Origin of the sequence: Herbaspirillum sp. SJZ107 (assembly GCF_006715485.1) — a bacterium.
In the GTDB taxonomy this organism is placed as follows: Bacteria; Pseudomonadota; Gammaproteobacteria; order Burkholderiales; family Burkholderiaceae_D; genus Telluria.
This window is the reverse complement of sequence record NZ_VFNH01000004.1, coordinates 478,024-496,014: the sequence shown is the minus strand read 5'-3', so window position 1 is coordinate 496,014 and position 17,991 is coordinate 478,024. Positions and strand designations below refer to the sequence as shown.

Sequence of the window (17,991 nt, the reverse complement as noted above, 5' to 3'; positions counted from 1 at the left end):
TCTTCGTAAAGACCGCTCTTGGCCGCACCCGGTCGTTCAGATGAGCATAGCAGGTCGAAGACGGTGAAAAGTCGCAGACTGTCACAACGGCAGCAACCGACCCTAAGCGGACATATGAGGCGTCTGATCAGTTACGCGAAGCGGCCGTTTTTTTGTTGTGCAGATGAGAAGCGTTAGCGTCCAGTGTCGGCATATGCCGTAACGCAATTCAAATAGGCTTGACCGCGGAGAGAATACTGGCCAACTTGGCGATATCAACCGGTTTGACGAGATGATGGTTAAAGCCAGCCGCCAAAGCATCGTTTCGGTCTCTATCCTGACCGTAACCGGTCACAGCAACAAGCACCGCCTCCCGAGTTTCCGGCTGGGCGCGTAGCTGTCGAGCCAATTCATTGCCATCGATGTCGGGAAGACCAATATCCAACAAACAGACATCGGGTTGTTCGCGTTTCGACGTCTCCAGTGCAAGATGCGCCCCATGTTCGACCATAACGTCATGTCCCGATGCCTCAAGGACGAGCTTGAGCATCTCGGCCGCGTCGACATTATCGTCCACTACCAGAATACGCAGGCGAGCGGTAGCGGGCGTCTCCGAAGCAACAACGACGGAATTGACAGAGGCAGGATTGGCGTTCGGACGCAGTAAGGGCAGCACAATCGAGAACGTACTGCCTTTACCAAGCCCATCACTTTTGCAGGTAACAATACCGCCGTGCAGCTCAACAAGGCTTTTGACAAGCGACAGTCCCAGGCCCAGTCCGCCCGATGAACGGTCCGACGTACGCTCAGCTTGGGCAAAGAGGTCGAACGCATGGCTCGACATTTCTGGCGTCATGCCGATCCCGTCGTCTGTTACCTCGATCAGGACGTCTGCCTCTCGAACCAGAGTAGTTAAAGCGATGTGACCACCGTCGGCAGTGTACTTTGCAGCATTGTTGAGAACGTTGGCCATAACCTGGACCAGGCGTTTACGGTCACCGCATATCGTGCCTGCCTGCGAAGGATGGCGTACGACGAGTTCATGTCTGCGCGCACGAATCAACGGGTTGACCTGCTCGACTGCGTCATTGATGACATGATCGATATCGAGCTCGACTTTATCCAGTTCAATTCGGCCACTCGTTACGCGTGAGACGTCAAGCAAGTCGTCGATCAGCCCAGTCATGTGGTTGACTTGGCGACCAATCACTTCGCTTGTTTTTTTCACTCGCTCATTATCAAGCTTACCTAATTGGAGAAGCTGAGCAGCAGCGCCAATTGGTGCAAGAGGGTTCCTCAACTCATGTGCAAGCATTGCCAGAAATTCGTCTTTGCGCCGATCTGCGTCTCGTAGTTTCTCTTCAGCCTCTTTACGATTGTTGACGTCTCGAAAGAAAATCGACAGGCCACCGTCGACGCCTGGATACGCTCTAACCTCCAGCCAACCGGGATCTCGATCTAAGTAAGCATGAAGAAACTCTACAGACTCCGGTGCTCGCGTTTGCATGACTCGCCGGTACATACGCTCCAAGTCAGAGCCGACGACTTCTGGCCACAACTCCCAGTGGTTTCCACCAACTAGCTTTTGCCCAGGTCGGTTGCCGATTCGTAGCCCTTCTGCGTTCATGTACAACACATTCCAGTTTGCATCGAGCATGCCGAAGCCTTCCGTCATAGTGTCAAAGACTGCTTGGCTACGGTCACGTTCTATGAGAAGTTCCTGATATGCGCGCGCGCTTTCTGCTGCAGCCCAGGTTCGTTCAGCGAGGTCATATGCTAGCTGAACATCAGTGTCGGTCCACGCATAAGGCTCGGTTTGATGCACGCTCAACATCAGTGTAAATTGGCCCGAACGCATCAGAGGTATCGTCAGGGACGCGCTGATGCCGATCTTTTTGTAAGCGTCTGCATGGTCTGCCGTACGGAGATCTTGGGTGACATCGTTGATTAGCAAGGCTTGTCCAGCGCGCAAAGTAGAGATGGCTTGAGCGCCGAAAGAATCGAGGGTTCTGACTTCTCCTGCAACGCTAGCCAAGCCGTCGCGCGTCCAGTCCTGACGGATGGTGAATGTACCCGCAGCGTCATTTACCTCAGCATATAGGACCCGGGCGGCACGGAGATACGAGCCCAGCGCCTCGCTTGCTGCCAGTGTAATTTCATCAGGCACAGTCAGGCCCTTCAGGCGGTCTGCCAATCGTAGAAAAAAGTCAGCTCTTTGTTCGCCCCTTATCTGACTGGTCGTCTCCATACATGGATTAAAAACACCAACCACTTGGCCATACTCGTCTCGCAGCGGTAGGAGCGAGTAAGTAAACCAAGTGTCTTCAGGTTGTTCTTTGCGAAAAATGCGAAACAGAACATTTTGGTTAAACACCGACCCACCAGCCAAGGTCTCATTCACTTCAAGCGCCAAGGTACTTTCGACCTCTGCCCAAACTTGCCAGAACGGTTTGGCCAATGCCTGTGGATGCTTTTGTCCAAGGACGGCTATGTACGCATCGTTGTAGAAAAAGGATAGCTGATCTCCCCACGACAAGCACGTTGGCTGAGTGGAGTCTAGCATCAACTGAAGAGCGGTCTTGAGCGGAGCTGGCCAAGTGTCCGGTTCGCCGAGCGGAAAATCAGACCAGTCCCGGTCCCGAAGAAGGGCGCGAACCTGCCCATCGCCTACAAACAAGCGGTTTTTAATGGATGACATGAAAGTGAAGTTCCGCAATGAAGCGAATGTGCGCTGATCGATGCCCAATCTTACCTTTATGTCAGGTAGCGCAGGCGTTACGTATGATGACTACTGCTACGTCAGCTTATGGCCGATAGCGGACCGTCGGCACGGCTCAGTGTACTCGGCTGTTACCTGCTGAGCAACGAGAGGGTTTTGTTAGGCGCTCTTAGTGGCACGGCGAGTGCGTGCGACGGTTGACTACCTGCTCGACGTATTTATCAAAGACGAGGCGTTGCATGTTCCACTGCAGGCGTTAAAGGCGCACGCTGAATCGCCATGAGTTTGTCAGACCCTTGCGGGTCTTAATTGGAGTTCCTCAACCTTAAAGGAATGCAAACTCCGGTAGGCTCCAAACGCAATGGCGTAGGTCCGTGCAGACCTTCAATTGCGAACTCTTGAGGCAAGGATGGGAGTCGATCACAACTCCGCAACTTTGCATGCTGCTGCACGGTCGGTCATCGTCATGGCAGAGTTTTTCTAAGGAAAGCTGACCTCCAGCGCCAGCTTCGGTTATCAACAGGCCAGCTTTGATCCAATCGACTATCACTCTTGAGCGGCCTTAAGGCTACCCTCCTCGGATCGTTTAATCTCAAAAAAAGCTCGCAGAAGCGAGCCCTTTTCAAAACCGCAACAGCGGAATTTCCAAAAGGAAACTTTACTCCCACTCGATTACCAACGGCTGAGCTAACCCATTGATTTTATGAGGTTTTTATCAGAGCAATGTGAGCAATACCACGTGGGAGACCATGAGCTTCAGGTCGGTATGCAATCAGCTTGCCATGCTTGCTCCAGTGCTGGTCCCTTCATGTCCCGGCAGTATACGCTGGCTGCTCAGCGAACAGTGCCTGAAGCTGTATCGGAATCGAATCCAGCCTGCCCAAGTCGATGGTAGCGATCCTGAGTCGACCGTTCGCAAGGCCGTCCGGCATCCTGATCGCGGTTTGAAATTGATAACTCGCCCTTGCACCCCTCTGCGTTCCAAGCCCGCTGTGATGCGGATACAGCAGCACCACATCGGGGCAGCCGTAACTGCTCGCATACGCGTACATCTGGTAGATATCGGACTGCCCTGCGCCATCCCGGACTTCATCCGGCGAAAGCTGCTTCCACTTGGTATCGACGATCCATGCTGCCCGGCCATCCCGCATGCCGACGACATCGGGCCGCATTGCAAACGCCCGGGTACCGTTCGACTCATCCGTGGCAATGAACCTTTGCGGGCCCTGGAGCTTGACTTCGATTCCGACAGGCTGGAATACACGGGTTGCAACCCGGCCGATGTATTCCTCGAACAGGCTGTTCATGTCGAAAAACAGCGAAACGCCATGTTGTGCTCCTGCGGTCACATCGGGCGCCTTGCTCTTCAGGAACAGTTCGGCCAACCTGAAAGCGGGGCGATAACGCTCGCTGAGCCGATCGAAACCGATCCGGTGCCAGGGCAGCGAAGCCGCCGGCACATCGCTTATCCCATCGAAGGCAAGCAGCAACTCGGCCAGGCGGCGCTGGTTGTCCAGATCGTTCGCTACCCTGAACAACAGGGCGAGTGCCGCCTTTAACACCCTGTTCAAGTCATTGTCGGCCTGGAACTCGTCGAAGCGACAGTACAGTCGCTCGGGGTTGGCTGCGTTCAGGCGGAGGTGACCACTCAGGTCCAGCCTGCCGCGCAGCACCGCCAGCTGCTCGTCGCGCGGTTCGTACCGATGCACCAGGCCCCGGTGTACCTGTGCGAACAGCCTGTCGCAAAACAGGCGGATCAGGATCTCGAGGATGCCATGCCGCTGCACCGCCACGCGCGCAATATCACCTTCGCTTACCTGTACGCCACGTGCTGTCATCAGCATGGCGATCAGGTTACGCCGGATCGTCGTCTCGTCGGGCGAGCCGGTGTCGGTCTCGATCTTGGGCAGTACTTCGACCGTGACCTGTCCGACCTGCACCGTGCCCACATACTGTTGCGCGGCAATGGTGTGCTGGTTCGTCCACCTGAAGACATCGAAGCCGTGGCGTGCCCTCAGCCCGGTCAGTAACGCAGCCTGCTCGCAAGTAACGGACGGCTTCGACGGGTCGAACGCGCCCACGTGCAAGCGGCCATGCTCCCTCAGCGATATGCGCGACTTGGTCATCGGTAGATGTTCAGGTACGCATCCAGGGGAAACGGTTCGCTGCGCATCCGGTAGCGCGGGCGCGGCTCGAATCCATCGGCCGCGATCTCCAGGCCCTTCGGCACCGCAGTGCGGGCGTCCACGAACAGGCCTTCCCGATCGTTCAACACGAGCCGGATTTTTGACCAGTCTTCATAGAAATACTCCTGCAGCAGCGGGATCACCTTGCGCCGGAAAACAGTATCCAGGTCCTGCAGCGACGCGACATGCATGAAGTACGCATGTCCGATCGCATGGTCCCGGTCGTACAGGTATTCGACGCGCTCGTTGAGCGAAGCGAGCAACGCTGCTAGGTCGATGTCCGGGAATGAGGGCAGCGCGCCGTAGTCGGGCTGCATCTCTTCGAATTCGAATCGGCGGCGCAGTGCCGTATCGAGCAATGCGATCGAGCGGTCAGCGGTGTTCATCGTGCCGACGATGTACAGGTTGGGCGGCACGGCGAAGTCGTCGCCCGAACAGGGAAGCTTCACTGTCAGTGCATTCACCTCACCCTCGCGCTTGTCGGGCTCGAGCAGGGTGATCAGCTCTCCGAACACTTTCGAGATGTTGGCGCGGTTGATTTCATCGACGATCAATACGAAATTCTGTGGAGCAGCGGGAAGTTGCTGGTCGATCAGGCGTTGCAGGGCGTCGAAGCGCAGCCCCTCCCGATCAAGCCGGTACAGTGCCGATTGCATGAAGTTACGATCGAAAATTACGTTGACGACCTCGGCGTCGTCCAGGATCGCCAGCCAGCGTACGCGCCGCATCTGATGGTAGCGCCCGACTGCCGGCTCTTCGAGGTATTCGTAGTCGCCGGTGACCTCCGCGATGGCTCGAAAGTCGCTGTTGCCCTGGGGGACGATGACGATGTCGCCCACCTGCATGTCGTTCTTGAAGACCTGAACATAGCGGGCCTGGGACTCCTGTTTGTCCCCGCTTTGAGCAAGTTCCTGCGCCACCACCCGCCGCACGTCGGCCGCGCTGCGGCATTCCGAAAAATCGGCATCATCGCCCCACCCCAACAGGACATAGCCATTCTCGATGCAGTCCTGGAAAACGCGACTTCCTTCGATCGTTCCCGAGCGGCCGAGTGACATCTTGTAGAAAGTACGCTCCTTGAGCGGCTTGCCGCTCAGTCCCGGCCTGGCCATCCTGCTGAGCCGGGCCGTATCGCAAATCTGTCGCAAGACGCCGTGCCGCACGGGGTAGCTGATCTGCCCGCCGATGGACTCAGGGCGCAGCCCCTCGACGAAATCTTCATAACCGTAGGACTGGTGGAAAGTGACGAAGCTGATGCGTCCACCCTGGCGCAACGCTTCATAACGATCCATGACCTCATCACGGACGCCACTGGCGCGACCATCGCAGATTTGCACGGCCAATTCCGCCGTCCTGAAAGTCTTTCCGGTGCCTGGAGGACCGTAGAGGATCGTGTTGAGTGCTTTCGACTTCATCAGGGTTCCATTTGGCTCGTCATCTTCATCCACTCGTTCCAAGATCGGCGCCTTGCCCGTCCCCGCTCTCTTTTCGATATGGACTTCATATTCGTAGGGTGTTACTGCCTTCAATACGACAAAGTCACCAGGCTCGGCGTTGCTCTGGGCAAACAGCTTGCGTACCCATCCACGCTGGCGGAAAATTTTCTTGTCGCCTGCGATGTCCGTGATGACCGGGTCACCGAACGGCCATTTAAGCCTCAGCCGGCGCGGGGCTGCTTCATCTTCGCTGTTGGCCCCACCGATCACGTCCTTCGGGAAATCGTCCAGATGCCCTGTCAGGTAAAAATGATTCTGGCGAAGGTTCCCGGCAGTGATCTCGATCTTCATCACGCGCTATCTCCGGCCTGGCTGGCCGAAAAATCCCGAATCCAACAAAGCGTATTGACGAGCGCCATGTCTTCCGGCGTCGAGCATCGGATCGACATCAAGGCTGGATTGGCAATGAAAAGCGCCAGGCATTTCGCACGCGAGATCGCGACATTCATGCGGTTCTTGCTGTACAAAAACTCGATGAAGCGTGGAAGGTAATCTCCACTGGACGTCGCCATGGACACGATGACGACTTCCGCTTCCTGTCCCTGGAACTTGTCGACGGTCCCGACCCTCGCGCCTTCGGGCAGGACCTGCTTGAGCAGATTAACCTGCATGTTGTAGGGAGCGATGACCAGGATGTTTTGCGGCGCCATTCGCCTGGTCGCGCCAGTCCGGTCCGTGTAGCTTTGCTCGAGCAGGTCGGCGTAGAGCACCTTTACCAGCTCCGCTTCCTCGACGCTCCTCTGCGAACAGGCGTCGTGCTCGATGCCGAGGTAGGCGATGCCGGCCGGCCTGAGCGCAGGATGGGCGCCCGGCCGAAGCATGAGCGCCTGGTGCCGGTTCGCCTCTTCTGCCTCGAGCCGCCCGTCGTAGACGGCGTCGGAAATGAAGCGGCATATGCCAGGGTGCATGCGATAGCTCGTCTTGAGGAAGATGCCCCGGTCCGGTGCAATGGTCGACACACCGTCGAGCAGGTATTCGAGCGACGATTCGCCCGACCGTCCGGGATGCACGCCCTGGATGGGCTGCCCCAACTGCATCTGGTCGCCCAGCAGCACGATGTTTCGGGCACTCACGCCCATCGCCACCAGGTTGGCGAGGGCGACCTGGCCGGCCTCGTCGACGAACAGGTAGTCAAGCGCCTGGTCCATCCGGGGATCGGCAAAGAGCCAGGCCGTGCCCGCGACTAGGTTCGCGCCCCCGTCGAGCGCCAGCACGACCTCGTCGTTGCTTGCCACGTCCTGGATACGGCTGCCGTCGAACTGGGAATCTTCCTTCCCAGCAGTCGACTTCTTGACACCATGGAAGCCGACGTTCTGCCGGGCGGCGACTTTCTCCACGCTTGCCAGCAGGTGGTTGATGGCCTTGTGACTGTTCGACGAGATGCCGACCTTCTTGCCGCGGCGCATCAGCTCGACGATGACGTGGGACCCGGTATGGGTCTTCCCTGCCCCCGGCGGCCCCTGGACGAAAATGACACTTCGATCGAGACCCGCGATCGCCTCGATGATCCGGGGCAGTGCGTCCCGGTCCTCGCCGACGATCGCGCTTCCCGGCGCATGGCCGTGGATGCGGGGCGGCTCCCGGTTCAGGAATGCCCGCAAGGCGGGATAGGTATCGGCGCCGCCCACAATGCTGTCGGCGAAACGGCCGACGGCCTTCTTCAGCCTGTCGCTCGAGATCGGACCGCCCAGGCCGATGTTCAGGACCGCGGGAGGCGCCGCTTTCTTGGGCCCGAGCTTGAAGCTGACGCGGCGCGCATCATGATCGACGACGATATCGCCCAGGTTCGCATTGCTGCCGATCTGCACGCAGCTGTCGCCCGTCTTCAGCTTGGTTTCCTGCTCCGGGAACAGCCAGGTGTAGCGCGTGGAGCGCCCTTCGACGACAGGCGGGTGTGCCGGGTCGAAATGGAGCCCGGCGATGCTCTCGGCATCGTCGAGGAGTTCCTCGTCGCTCATGTCCATGCGGTTGAACATTGCCCACCAGAGGGGCTTCTCCGCACGCCGGTGGAAGTCCAGCAACTGGTAGGTCAGCTCGTTCAGGTGCTGACCGACCGTCCATGCGGCCCGGTCCGGCGGCAAGCCGTCGACCAGCTTCTCCCTGTAGGGCACCAGCGCCTTTTCCGCATCGGTCAGCTGGGCTGGCTGCCGGCCTTCGTCGCCCCGCGGACCATCCGTCGCGCCGAACCACGGCGTCGTCGCCGGCCTCAGCGCCAGCAGCCATTGCCGCAGCTCGTAGGTGGAGCGCACATCGTCGAAGTTGTAGTCCTCGATGTCCTGGAGGAGCTTCGCCTCTCCGGTTTCCTTCCACTGCTCGTAAAAGACGATGCTGGCGCCGGCGTTCTGCACGTCGCCTTCGCGCGCCTGCATGTAGAAACGCTCGATATTCTTGATCGAATAGCGCGGCTCGGAAACCCGTATCGCTTCGCGCACGACTTTGTAGAGATCGACCAGCTTTCCCTGTCGCAGCAGATGGTCGACCTCGGCTTCACGGGTGCCGTGCAGCGACATCAGCTTCTTCAGTGCAGTCGCCTCGTAGGCTGCGTAATGGTAGATGTGGGCGCCGGGATGGCGCCGCAGGCGATCCGCGATGAAATCCATGAACTGCTCGAAGGCGAGCTTTTCTTCGGCCCGGGTGTGCGCCCAGAACGGCTTGAACACCGGACTCCTATCGTCGAAGCAGTAGACTCCGAACAGGTATTCGAGGCCGCCCTCTTCCAGCGGATCCCCTTCCATGTCGAAGAACATGTCGCCCGCGTCCGGCATGGGCAAGCGGCAAAAGCCGCGCCTGGCTTCAATATCCTGAGGAAGCAACTCGAGGTGCCGCTCGCCCGTCTGCCGCGCCTTGAACTGGAGCACCGCCTGCTGCCTCAGTTTCCCGAACACCTCGGGCGCAAGCTTCGGAATCCGGGTTTCCCGGCTGGCCTGCGCCAGGGAAGCCATCGTCGTGATGCCGGCGTCCTCCAGCTTCCCGATCTGCAGACGGCTGATGTTGGCAACCTGGGAAAGGTGGTCGTCCGCCAGTCTCCGGCTTTCGCAATGCAGCCGCCATTTGCACTGGCTGCATTTCTCGCGCACATGCGGATACGTCTGGGCGGTGCCGTTCGTGGCCCATGCCAGGTAGTCGTTACGCACAGTGTGGAAATACCGGCTGTAGTCGGCATAGCGAAAACTCCGTTCCTGCCTGTCTCCGAGCACGACATGCATCAGCCGCGGTTCCGTCCCCTGGATCCTGGCGACCATCGAGGAATAGAACGCCAGTTGCACCAGGAACTTGGCCTTGACGCTACGGGCCAGCTTCGTGTCTGCCACCTCGTAGCTGAACGGCCCCAGCGCCGACGGCCGCTCGACCCTGCGCAGGAAGTCCGCATGGCCGACAAACGGGCCGTCCCGGAGTGTTCCCTGGAAGATGACACCGATGCCGCTCGACATCGTCGCACGAGTGGCATCGATCCGCTCATCGAGACTGGCCTTGCCCTTCGCGATATCGATGAACGAATCGCTGGTACTGGACAGGCGGGCAGCATAGGTCGCTTCGTGGGCATAGCCTTTCTGCTGTATCAGTCGGGCCTGGTCATCGTCCTTCGCGCGTTGCAGAGGCGTCACCAGGTCGATCATGTCAAGGCGGGCGATGTGCTCGCACTCCAGGAAATTCACGACGTCCGAAGCCGAGTGCAAGATCTTGTTGCCGTGGCGCTGCATATGAACTCCTCCTGTCGTCCGTTCCGGGACCGGCGCTACGGTGGTTGGGCAAGAGCTGGATGCCGGACGGGGCAGCCCGAACGATCACACCGTTGCATTATCGATCGATCGTTACCCAATTGTACCGAAACACAAGCTTTGTTGATAATATTCAAAACCTCCAATTTCCCATCCCGAGCGCCATGGCCGCCATTTCTCCCGCCCTCATCCCTCCATTGCGCATGGACGCCGGACGTTACCGGGAACTTGAAATCCTGGAATGCCTGCGTGACCACCTTCCAGCCGGTTTCGAGGTTTTCCACAACATTGCGCTGCACACGATCCGTGGCGGTCGCGACTGCTACGGCGAGATCGACGTGATCGTCATGTCGCCGGACGGGGTCCTGCTGATCATGGAGGTCAAGGCTGGCCCGGTTCTCCTGCGTAATGGCGAGATCTTCAAGCTCTACGGCGATGGCGAATGCGACGTGGCCCGCCAGGGCCGCCTGCAGCGCGTCGCAATGCAGAACCGGTTGCAGGAAGCCGGACTCCAGACGACGTTGCAGAGCTGCCTGGTGCTGCCGGACTACGAGCTGGGAAACAGCCAGGTGATATCGATCCCACGCGACCGTATCATTGACGCGACACGTTACGGCGACATGGTCTCGACCGTCCGCAACTGGCTCGGCGCCGCCCACAGCAAGGTCGACCGCGATGCATTGCGCCGGTTGCTTTTGAACCAGTTCCATGTCACCCCCGATCTGGGAGTGATGCGCGACCAGCTGCGGGGCACGGTGCGGCGGCTGTCGGACGGGCTGGCGACATGGGTACCGCGTATCGAGTCCCCGTCCGGCGTGTTCCGCGTCCAGGCGACGGCCGGCTCGGGCAAGACGCAGCTGGCCCTGCAGCTGCTCGAAGGCGCCGTGGCCGAGGGCCTGAACGCCAGCTACACCTGTTTCAACCGGACCCTTGCCGACCACGTACGCCGGCTGGCCTCGCCGAAGGTGCAGGTCGTGAACTACCACGAACTCTGCGTCGAGCATTACCGGCGTGTGCACGGCGAACCCGACTTCTCCCCGCAGGGGTTCCAGCGCATGGCGGATGCCTACCTTGCCGCGAGCGAAGGCTTCACGCGGTCCCTCGACCTGCTGGTGATCGACGAGGCCCAGGACTTCGATGCCGGATGGGTGGAGAGTCTGTGCAACCGTCTCAAGCCCGGCGCCCGCCTCTACGTGCTCGAGGACGATGCGCAGCGGCTGTACCAGCACGATGGATTCGAGCTGGGCGACGCGGTCACGATACGCTGCAGCGACAACTTCCGCAGCCCGCGCGTGATCTGCGACGTGATCAACTCGCTCTCGCTGGTACAGCCACCGGTGCGCGGCCTCAACCCCTACCCCGGGCAGGTGCCGGAGATCCGTACCTACGGGTCCGACGACGAATTGCTGGCTCGGACGCAGGCCGCCGTGGCGTCGTTGCTGACGCGCGGCTTTGCACTGGACGACATCGCGGTCGTGTGCGGGCGCGGGCGCGAGCGGTCGGTCCTGCTCAACCGGGCCGGCATCGGCCCCTGGCTGACGCGCCGCTTCACCGGCGAGTACGACCGCAACGGCGAGCCGCGCTGGAGCCAGGGCGAACTGCTGGTGGAATCGGTGTACCGCTACAAGGGCCAGAGTTCGCCTGCCGTGGTGGTCGCCGAATTCGATTTTGCCGAACTGGACGATGCTGCGCGCCGGCGCCTGTTCGTGGCCCTGACCCGGGCGCAGATGACGGCCGAGCTGGTGCTGTCGTCCCGGGCCGAGCAGTGCATGTCGGAAGCACTGGCGCGGGATTAAGAGCGACTAATAAAACTTGTTCTTGTCGTCAAAGGAACGATGGTGTGCACTGAGACTTTCCGAAAGTTTGCAATCACCCTTGAATTGAAGCGGCCACTCCAGGGCAAGTGCAAGAAAGTGAGTATTTTTCGATTGGGAAAGCTGATATCCTTCGATATTCCATCCAGGGAAATACGATGATTCCTCTGCTTGCAGCGATCATGGCCGGCTATGCGCTTGGCACTCTCATTAAAGGCGCACGCTCGGCCTACCTGCTTTGTTTTCCTGTCAGCGTAATCGTGTATTTGCTGACGAAAATTCTACTTGCATTCTTTAGCGATGAAGGGCTTCAATATCTAGGTGTCGGAATGCTGATCGGGGTTGGAGTGCTGCAAACGCCACTTTTAGCGCTCGGTGTCCATCTTGCGCGCCGTAAGGCAAAGCGGACCGATTACCAGGCATGAGGTGAGCATTGGTCGCCCAGCGCCATCGCGTATCGGTTTCGCACAAGTAAGGCAGCCGTCGGCCAGGAGCAGCCGCTAACATCAGCTACCTTGGCAGGGTCAGGTAATGCCATACTGTGAACACTCAGCAATCAAAGCGAAAGAGTAATACATGCCCCAAATGCTTGTAGTAAGTTGGCCTGAACCTGAGGTTGGGACAATTGCCAGCTCCGCAGACTCTGTCAAGTGGCACTTCGTCAAAGAAGAATCAGACGACGTGACGCTTTGCGGCTGCTCGCTTTCGGCGCCGAAAAACCGGCGTTATGCCGAAATTCGCACAGAGGAGATGACCGACATAAAAGGCTTTTGCTTCACTTGTTTCCACAATGTTTGCATTGAAGAACAGGATGAAGACCTTTGGCAGATTTTCAATCGAATAGAAGAACTTAATAACTGCATGGGAGAAATTTGGAATGCGATTAAGAATTCCAAATGCTCTCAAGAAGAAATCAACTCCGCGCTTGTTATTTGAACAACTGGAATCGCACAACGTCATCAAGTCTCTGACGGGCGCATAGCGCCCGCCGTGCCAGCCAAGGGAAGTCTGCCGGGATGTTGAACGTCGGTTTCGAGGGTCGAAAACGGACGCTTGGCAGGCCCGCAAATGGCAAGGAACGGACAGTGTGCGAACCTGGCTCTAACGTTGATAGATTACACTAATCATACGAAAAACACGAAGATCTGTTATTCAACAGGAGTTGTTGGTGGATATTATCTGGGACGGAGTTACTAAATTAGACGATTACAAAGAAGGCATTCTGAATGCTCGTGTTCGCCTGGCAGACGCGGCGAAATCAGCTGATTGGCCAGCTGTCTTCAGCATCCTTCTCGAACACCCCGAATTCGCTAATTCTTGCCGCCTTGCGGGACAGTCCCTCTATACGCCATTACATCAGGCCGCATACGCTGGCGCCCCGGTCGAGATAACAAACAGGCTTGTCGACCTGGGTGCCTGGAGGACAATTCAGAACTCGTGTGGCGAGCGAGCCATTGATATCGCAGAAAGAATGGGGCATTACCACTTGCGAGAATCTCTTTCTCCAGTATTACAGCATCATGTGCCAACAGGGGTTTTGCTGAAAATTCAATCCAGTTTCCATGACGTTATTCGCGCCAGGATTGACCGCGAACTACCAGGTCACGGACTGCGACTACCGGAATTGGAGCCGCTACTTGAACTGGAACGACCGCAAATGTGGTTTCCCATACCTGGAATGTACGGAGGCTTCAGCTATCGGTTGGACGCCACAGGCGTTACCGCCAGGCTGATAGCTGAAAGTTGGTGTCGTGTCGTGGACGGCTCAGGTCAGCGTCATGAAATAACCTCCCAGGGTAGCCGACTTGTGGCGGAAGGTTTTGTCTAGTTCGCTGCCTTTGGCGACGAGAATATTTCGAGCCCGTCATGCCTTCGCTGGTCGCAAGCTGACGCTGCAATAGCCTGCTATCGACCAGAAGCGAACGCTCTGCCCCCAGATCCGGAACCTGCCTTTATTGGAATTTTGCCCAATGAACCCGTTCAGTTTTGCAATCCCCTTCGGTCTCATTGGCCCAGCAATTACAGCAGGTATTGCCGCATATCTGTGGCGTGTTTTGCTTCCACATTTTTGGTGGTTTATCGGAATTGGAGGACTCGCGTCATACATCTTGATGGCCATGTGCCTCACGTGGGCTCTATCCGACGTTGGCATCACCGGCAATCTATCAGGCGCACCAAAGCGAGCAATGGATCCGCTCGCCGTTCGGTATCTCTCGTTCATGTTGGTGTGGCTGGCCGGGAGCGTGGTCATCCTGTTCCTCACGCGGCATCTTTTATCGAGAATATAGACTTGCCCCGCATGTCTGCTTTGGGTCGAGGCTGACGGTTGCCACAGGCCGACACAGCCAAAGGCAGCCACTGGCCAAGTGGACAAAGCCAACCAGGAGAATCTTAAAATCATGACTTTCCGACCCAAACCTGAGCATCGAAAGAACATTCAGGGTGTTCTGATACCATTAACCGCTGCCATCCATCTGGTTTTCGGAAGCCGGGCTCAGGATAACGCGAGGCCGCTTGGCGCCTTCTACCCACAAAATGTCAGCTCTGAAACGTGGGAGCACTTGGACGGCGTATGGTATCGGGCCCGGGACGAGCAGAAGGTGCTGAGCCGTAAAATCAATGTTGAACGCGTACAAGCGTTTGCACGAAGCATCCTGACAGGAGAAGATGTAGTGCTGCTGAATAGCAGCATCGTCGAGTGGGAAATGATTCCCGTGTCCGAAGCGTCAAAATTACCGCCGCCTCTGAGAGATGCCTGATCTTTGTCATACGTGAGAATAACTGCTCATCTGGCACACCCGGCAATTCCCGGCCCCGAGCGGTGCAGAACGCACGGCTCTCAAAGGGGCAAGTTACCCGTTGGACTCCGCACCAGTCCGTTTTTTGAAAGGTGTTGCTGAACATGAATAACCAGGCCCATCCAAAACCATCGGCAACAAGAAACAGGCGTTGGCCTGTACGCATTCCGATGTCGTTTGTGCCATGGATTATTGCTGGCGCATTGTTCGCTACAAATATATTTACCCTGCTGAGCGTTCAAGCACAGTCGACCGGACATGACACCCTTGTGGCAGTCATGAAAACCTTGTCCCCGGACTCGTTCGATCTGATATCGAGACTCAGGAGCCAGCCTGCTCCAGCAGCCGAAATGAAGAAGGCAGACGATCTGGTCAGGCAGAACATGACGCTGACAGAACGCCGAAAGGCACTCGAGTCCACCATTGCGCAACTGCAGCTCGAAAACAGCCAGATAAAAATTCAGAAGAATGAGGCAGCGAGTCGATTGGAAAAACTTCAGCTTGAACACACGGGTTTGCGAAACAGGCACATCGCACTGGAAAAGGAGCAGATCGCGCTGAAGGAACTGTCGGTCAGGCGCGCAAGAACAGTGAAGACGGTAGCGGATCGGATATCGAGAAAACTGTCGATACATGCCGGCGAGCTGATCACAGAACTGCCACTCCGAGCTGCGCCTTACGTCGGCGTTTTTACCTTGGTAGCGGGGACAACGCTTGACATAAAATCCGATTGTGAGCTCGCCAACATGCTGAACGCACTTGTGCTCGAGCATCGGGAAGCCGCTCTGGACACGCATGCAGTCTGCCAGTACATGAACCGCATTCCGCCCCCTGCTCAAGTGTGGAGCGAAGTAAAAAGTCATGCCAATTCACTGACCATACGCGCCTACCAGAGCGTCGAGCGACTCGGCCCGCACTGACGGCTCATTTCAGTTTGGCACATGCATTGTTGATCATCCGGAACCGGCAAGGCGCACTACTCGTCGCGCCGGGCAAGGAGCTGCATGATGATCTGGCCGACGAACCAGTAAATGACAAAGACCCGCACGTTGACGTTCACGCCCAGGCGGTGCTTGAGCTTGTCGTAGGCGAATTCGATCGAGCTCTTGCCGGTAAAGTGCTCGATCGCACGATCCGTCACCCTGTACGCCACCTCGGTAGCACCTGCCGACATCATGGCGAAGGCGCCGCGTGTCACGTGCAGCACGTCGGCCGCGAGCGCCATGTACTGAGGACTGCGTTCGATGGTCGACCAGTTCAGGCCCAGCAGCGCCTTCGGAAATGGCGGCTCCGTGCGCAGCCAGTCGACCAGATGGAACACGTCGTTCAGGCAAAGCTGGCGCTCCGTGCTTCGCCCTTGCGTAATCGCGAAGAGCCGGGCCCAGTCCGCCAGGTCTCTCATTATTTCCTCGTTGGTCGGCACACGCTGGTGCCGTAGCATCGCGAACGCGCGGGCCCGACTGAAGTCCGCAAACGTCGTGCTGTCGATGGCCAGCAGCGTTCTCGGGTCCTTGCGCAGACCAGTCAGCCTGGCGGCGCCGTCGATTGTCATGCCGGCGATCTGTCGGAGCCGCCCGAACATGCCGCGCGGTGCGCGCAATGTATCGTCGTCGCTCCCCCAGGTAAGCAGGATGCATTTGAAGCATAGCCCTGCCCCGCCATGCCAGGCCTGCATCAGGCTCTGGTCAATCCTCAGGTTCTGAGCAGGGATCAGGTGGGCCTTGCAATACTCGTACTGGCACGACAGGCAACGGAAGGAAGCGAACTTGACACCAAATTCGGCCGAGCAAACTTGACAATGGCTCATGATTCAGGACTATGGATTGTTAATGGACCGGGTAAGCGCCGGATGCCGCCATCATCCATACGCTGCCGCCATCCTCTGCGCGATACCGGCTAGCTCGTCGCGCAGGCTCGCCGGCTCTTCAATCACCACACCATCGCCGAATCCGAGCAACCACCACACCAGAGCCCGCGTGTTCGGCACCGTGGCGGCCAGGCGCAGCTTCCCGTCTGCGTCGCTCGCAAGCACCTGATCGGTACTGAGGGGCGTCTCGAAAAGGTGCTCGCCGGCCGCGCGCGTGAACACGGCGCGCAGGTTGACCGGTTCGCCGGCGATGACGCCGAACTGGCCGGAGGCGATATAGGCGTCGATATCGAAGCCGGCCTTGCCGCGCGCCGACTCGTACAGCGCCTCGGCCTGCTGTACCCGGTGCAGCGCGATGGTGCGCACGTCGTCATAGTTGGCGAACATGCAGACCAGGTAGACCAGGCCGCCGCGCTGCACCACCGCAAGCGGGTGCACGCAACCATAGATCGTCGGCTCGGCCGCGTCGCGCTTGCGGTAGTGCAGCCTGAGCTGCCGGTCCTGCAGCAGAGCCAGATAGACGACGCGCTGGCACTCTTCGTCGATCCGCGGCGGCAGCAACGGTTGCTGTGGCGGCACGCTGCGCACCTTGTCCAGCCAGGCGCGGGATGGCGAGTCGTCCTCGACCGTCGACAGGGTGCGCGCAGCAGTCCGGAAGTGCGGGCGCAGCGCGTCGACCGTGACCGGCGGCAGGTGGTGCCTGAGGTGCTGCTCGACCAGTGTCAGCGTGAGAGCTTCCGGCACCGTGAGGCCCGGCAGATCGAAGCTGGACGCGTCGCGCAGCCAGCTCCAGCCGAACGGCTTCTCGCGTTCGTCGACCCCGACAGGGAAAACGCCCGACAGCTCGCGCAGATCGCGCTGGACCGTTCGTTCGGTGACGCGGAAGTCGGCGGCACACAGGCGTTCGCACAGCTCCCTTGCCGAGATTTTTGCGGGGGCACGCGGCACCATGCGCAGCATGTGCCATTGGCGCAGCAGCGATTGCTGGTTGGTCGCCATCAGAAGTCCTCCGCCCAGCGTTCCCAGAAGCCCGGTTCGTCATGCTCGGCATTGCGCATCGCATGGTCGAGCGGCATGGCGTAGAAGCGCACCCCCTCGTGACGCATCGTTCCGTCCGGATGCTCGAGATAGTCGCGCAGTGCGCAGTACTCGGGCAACGACTCGTCGTACGGCACGTCGATGTAGACCTGGCCCAGCCAGGGCGCCATGAGGCGCAGGTCGGCGAACGGCCCGCATGCGGTCCAGGGCACGCCATGTGCCTCGAACCAGGCCAGCACGGCATCGCGCCCCGGGTCATCTTCGTAGCGGTAGTTGCGCCACTCCCTGATTGGCACGGGGTGGAATTCGAGGTAAAGGACGGCACGCTGCTTCTTGCGCGCGATCGCATCGATGTGTTCGATCTGTTGAGGCATG

The 17,991-nt window shown here is 58.7% G+C and carries 14 protein-coding genes; 7 read left to right on the top strand and 7 right to left on the bottom strand.

All coding sequences use genetic code 11. The features are described 5' to 3' along the window. Nucleotides 1–208: 208 nt before the first annotated feature. The 4 genes from FBX97_RS25150 to FBX97_RS25130 all read right to left on the bottom strand — a co-directional run bounded on the left by FBX97_RS25150 (nt 209) and on the right by FBX97_RS25130 (nt 10,081). Nucleotides 209–2,725 carry an ATP-binding protein gene (locus FBX97_RS25150; protein ID WP_141837867.1) on the bottom strand — a complete coding sequence of 839 codons (2,517 nt, stop codon included), beginning with the start codon at nt 2,723–2,725 and terminating at the stop codon, nt 209–211. 779 nt (nt 2,726–3,504) lie between these two features. Then, entirely contained in the window at nt 3,505–4,824 is a 1,320-nt protein-coding gene (locus FBX97_RS25140; protein ID WP_141837865.1) for an McrC family protein, read from the bottom strand. Further along, nucleotides 4,821–6,671 (bottom strand): AAA family ATPase, encoded by a 1,851-nt coding sequence (locus tag FBX97_RS30285; protein ID WP_141837863.1) that lies wholly within the window; start codon nt 6,669–6,671, stop codon nt 4,821–4,823. Before FBX97_RS30285 ends, FBX97_RS25140 begins: the two co-directional genes overlap by 4 nt. Continuing rightward, nucleotides 6,671–10,081 (bottom strand): TM0106 family RecB-like putative nuclease, encoded by a 3,411-nt coding sequence (locus FBX97_RS25130; protein WP_141837861.1) that lies wholly within the window; start codon nt 10,079–10,081, stop codon nt 6,671–6,673. The genes FBX97_RS30285 and FBX97_RS25130 overlap by 1 nt, the downstream gene beginning before the upstream one ends. A gap of 182 nt (nt 10,082–10,263) precedes the next feature. Here FBX97_RS25130 and FBX97_RS25125 point away from each other — a divergent pair, with 182 nt between their 5' ends. The 7 genes from FBX97_RS25125 (at nt 10,264) to FBX97_RS25095 (ending at nt 15,631) form a co-directional block, all read left to right on the top strand. Next, nucleotides 10,264–11,895 carry an ATP-binding domain-containing protein gene (locus tag FBX97_RS25125; RefSeq protein ID WP_141837859.1) on the top strand — a complete coding sequence of 544 codons (1,632 nt, stop codon included), beginning with the start codon at nt 10,264–10,266 and terminating at the stop codon, nt 11,893–11,895. 176 nt (nt 11,896–12,071) lie between these two features. Further along, entirely contained in the window at nt 12,072–12,338 is a 267-nt protein-coding gene (locus tag FBX97_RS25120; protein WP_141837857.1) for a hypothetical protein, read from the top strand. 151 nt (nt 12,339–12,489) lie between these two features. Continuing rightward, nucleotides 12,490–12,849, top strand: a complete 360-nt coding sequence (locus FBX97_RS25115; protein ID WP_141837855.1) for a hypothetical protein — start codon at nt 12,490–12,492, stop codon at nt 12,847–12,849. A gap of 232 nt (nt 12,850–13,081) precedes the next feature. Continuing rightward, on the top strand, nt 13,082–13,741 hold the full coding sequence (locus FBX97_RS25110) for an ankyrin repeat domain-containing protein (protein ID WP_141837854.1): 660 nt from the start codon (nt 13,082–13,084) through the stop codon (nt 13,739–13,741). Between the two features lie 142 nt (nt 13,742–13,883). Then, nucleotides 13,884–14,201 carry a hypothetical protein gene (locus tag FBX97_RS25105; protein WP_141837852.1) on the top strand — a complete coding sequence of 106 codons (318 nt, stop codon included), beginning with the start codon at nt 13,884–13,886 and terminating at the stop codon, nt 14,199–14,201. Between the two features lie 111 nt (nt 14,202–14,312). Next, a complete protein-coding gene (locus FBX97_RS25100; protein ID WP_141837850.1) occupies nt 14,313–14,672 on the top strand; it encodes a hypothetical protein in 360 nt (119 codons plus the stop codon). A gap of 143 nt (nt 14,673–14,815) precedes the next feature. Next, a complete protein-coding gene (locus tag FBX97_RS25095; RefSeq protein WP_141837848.1) occupies nt 14,816–15,631 on the top strand; it encodes a hypothetical protein in 816 nt (271 codons plus the stop codon). Between the two features lie 56 nt (nt 15,632–15,687). On the opposite strand, the gene FBX97_RS25090 is transcribed toward FBX97_RS25095, so the two are convergent. The 3 genes from FBX97_RS25090 to FBX97_RS25080 are packed head-to-tail and all read right to left on the bottom strand — an operon-like array spanning nt 15,688 to nt 17,990. Further along, a complete protein-coding gene (locus tag FBX97_RS25090; RefSeq protein WP_141837846.1) occupies nt 15,688–16,518 on the bottom strand; it encodes a hypothetical protein in 831 nt (276 codons plus the stop codon). A gap of 51 nt (nt 16,519–16,569) precedes the next feature. Next, complete coding sequence (locus FBX97_RS25085) at nt 16,570–17,577, bottom strand: YafY family protein (protein ID WP_141837844.1); 1,008 nt, start codon at nt 17,575–17,577, stop codon at nt 16,570–16,572. After that, nucleotides 17,577–17,990, bottom strand: coding sequence for a hypothetical protein (locus FBX97_RS25080; protein ID WP_141837842.1), 414 nt, complete (start codon nt 17,988–17,990; stop codon nt 17,577–17,579). The genes FBX97_RS25085 and FBX97_RS25080 overlap by 1 nt, the downstream gene beginning before the upstream one ends. Between the last annotated feature and the right edge of the window lies 1 nt (nt 17,991).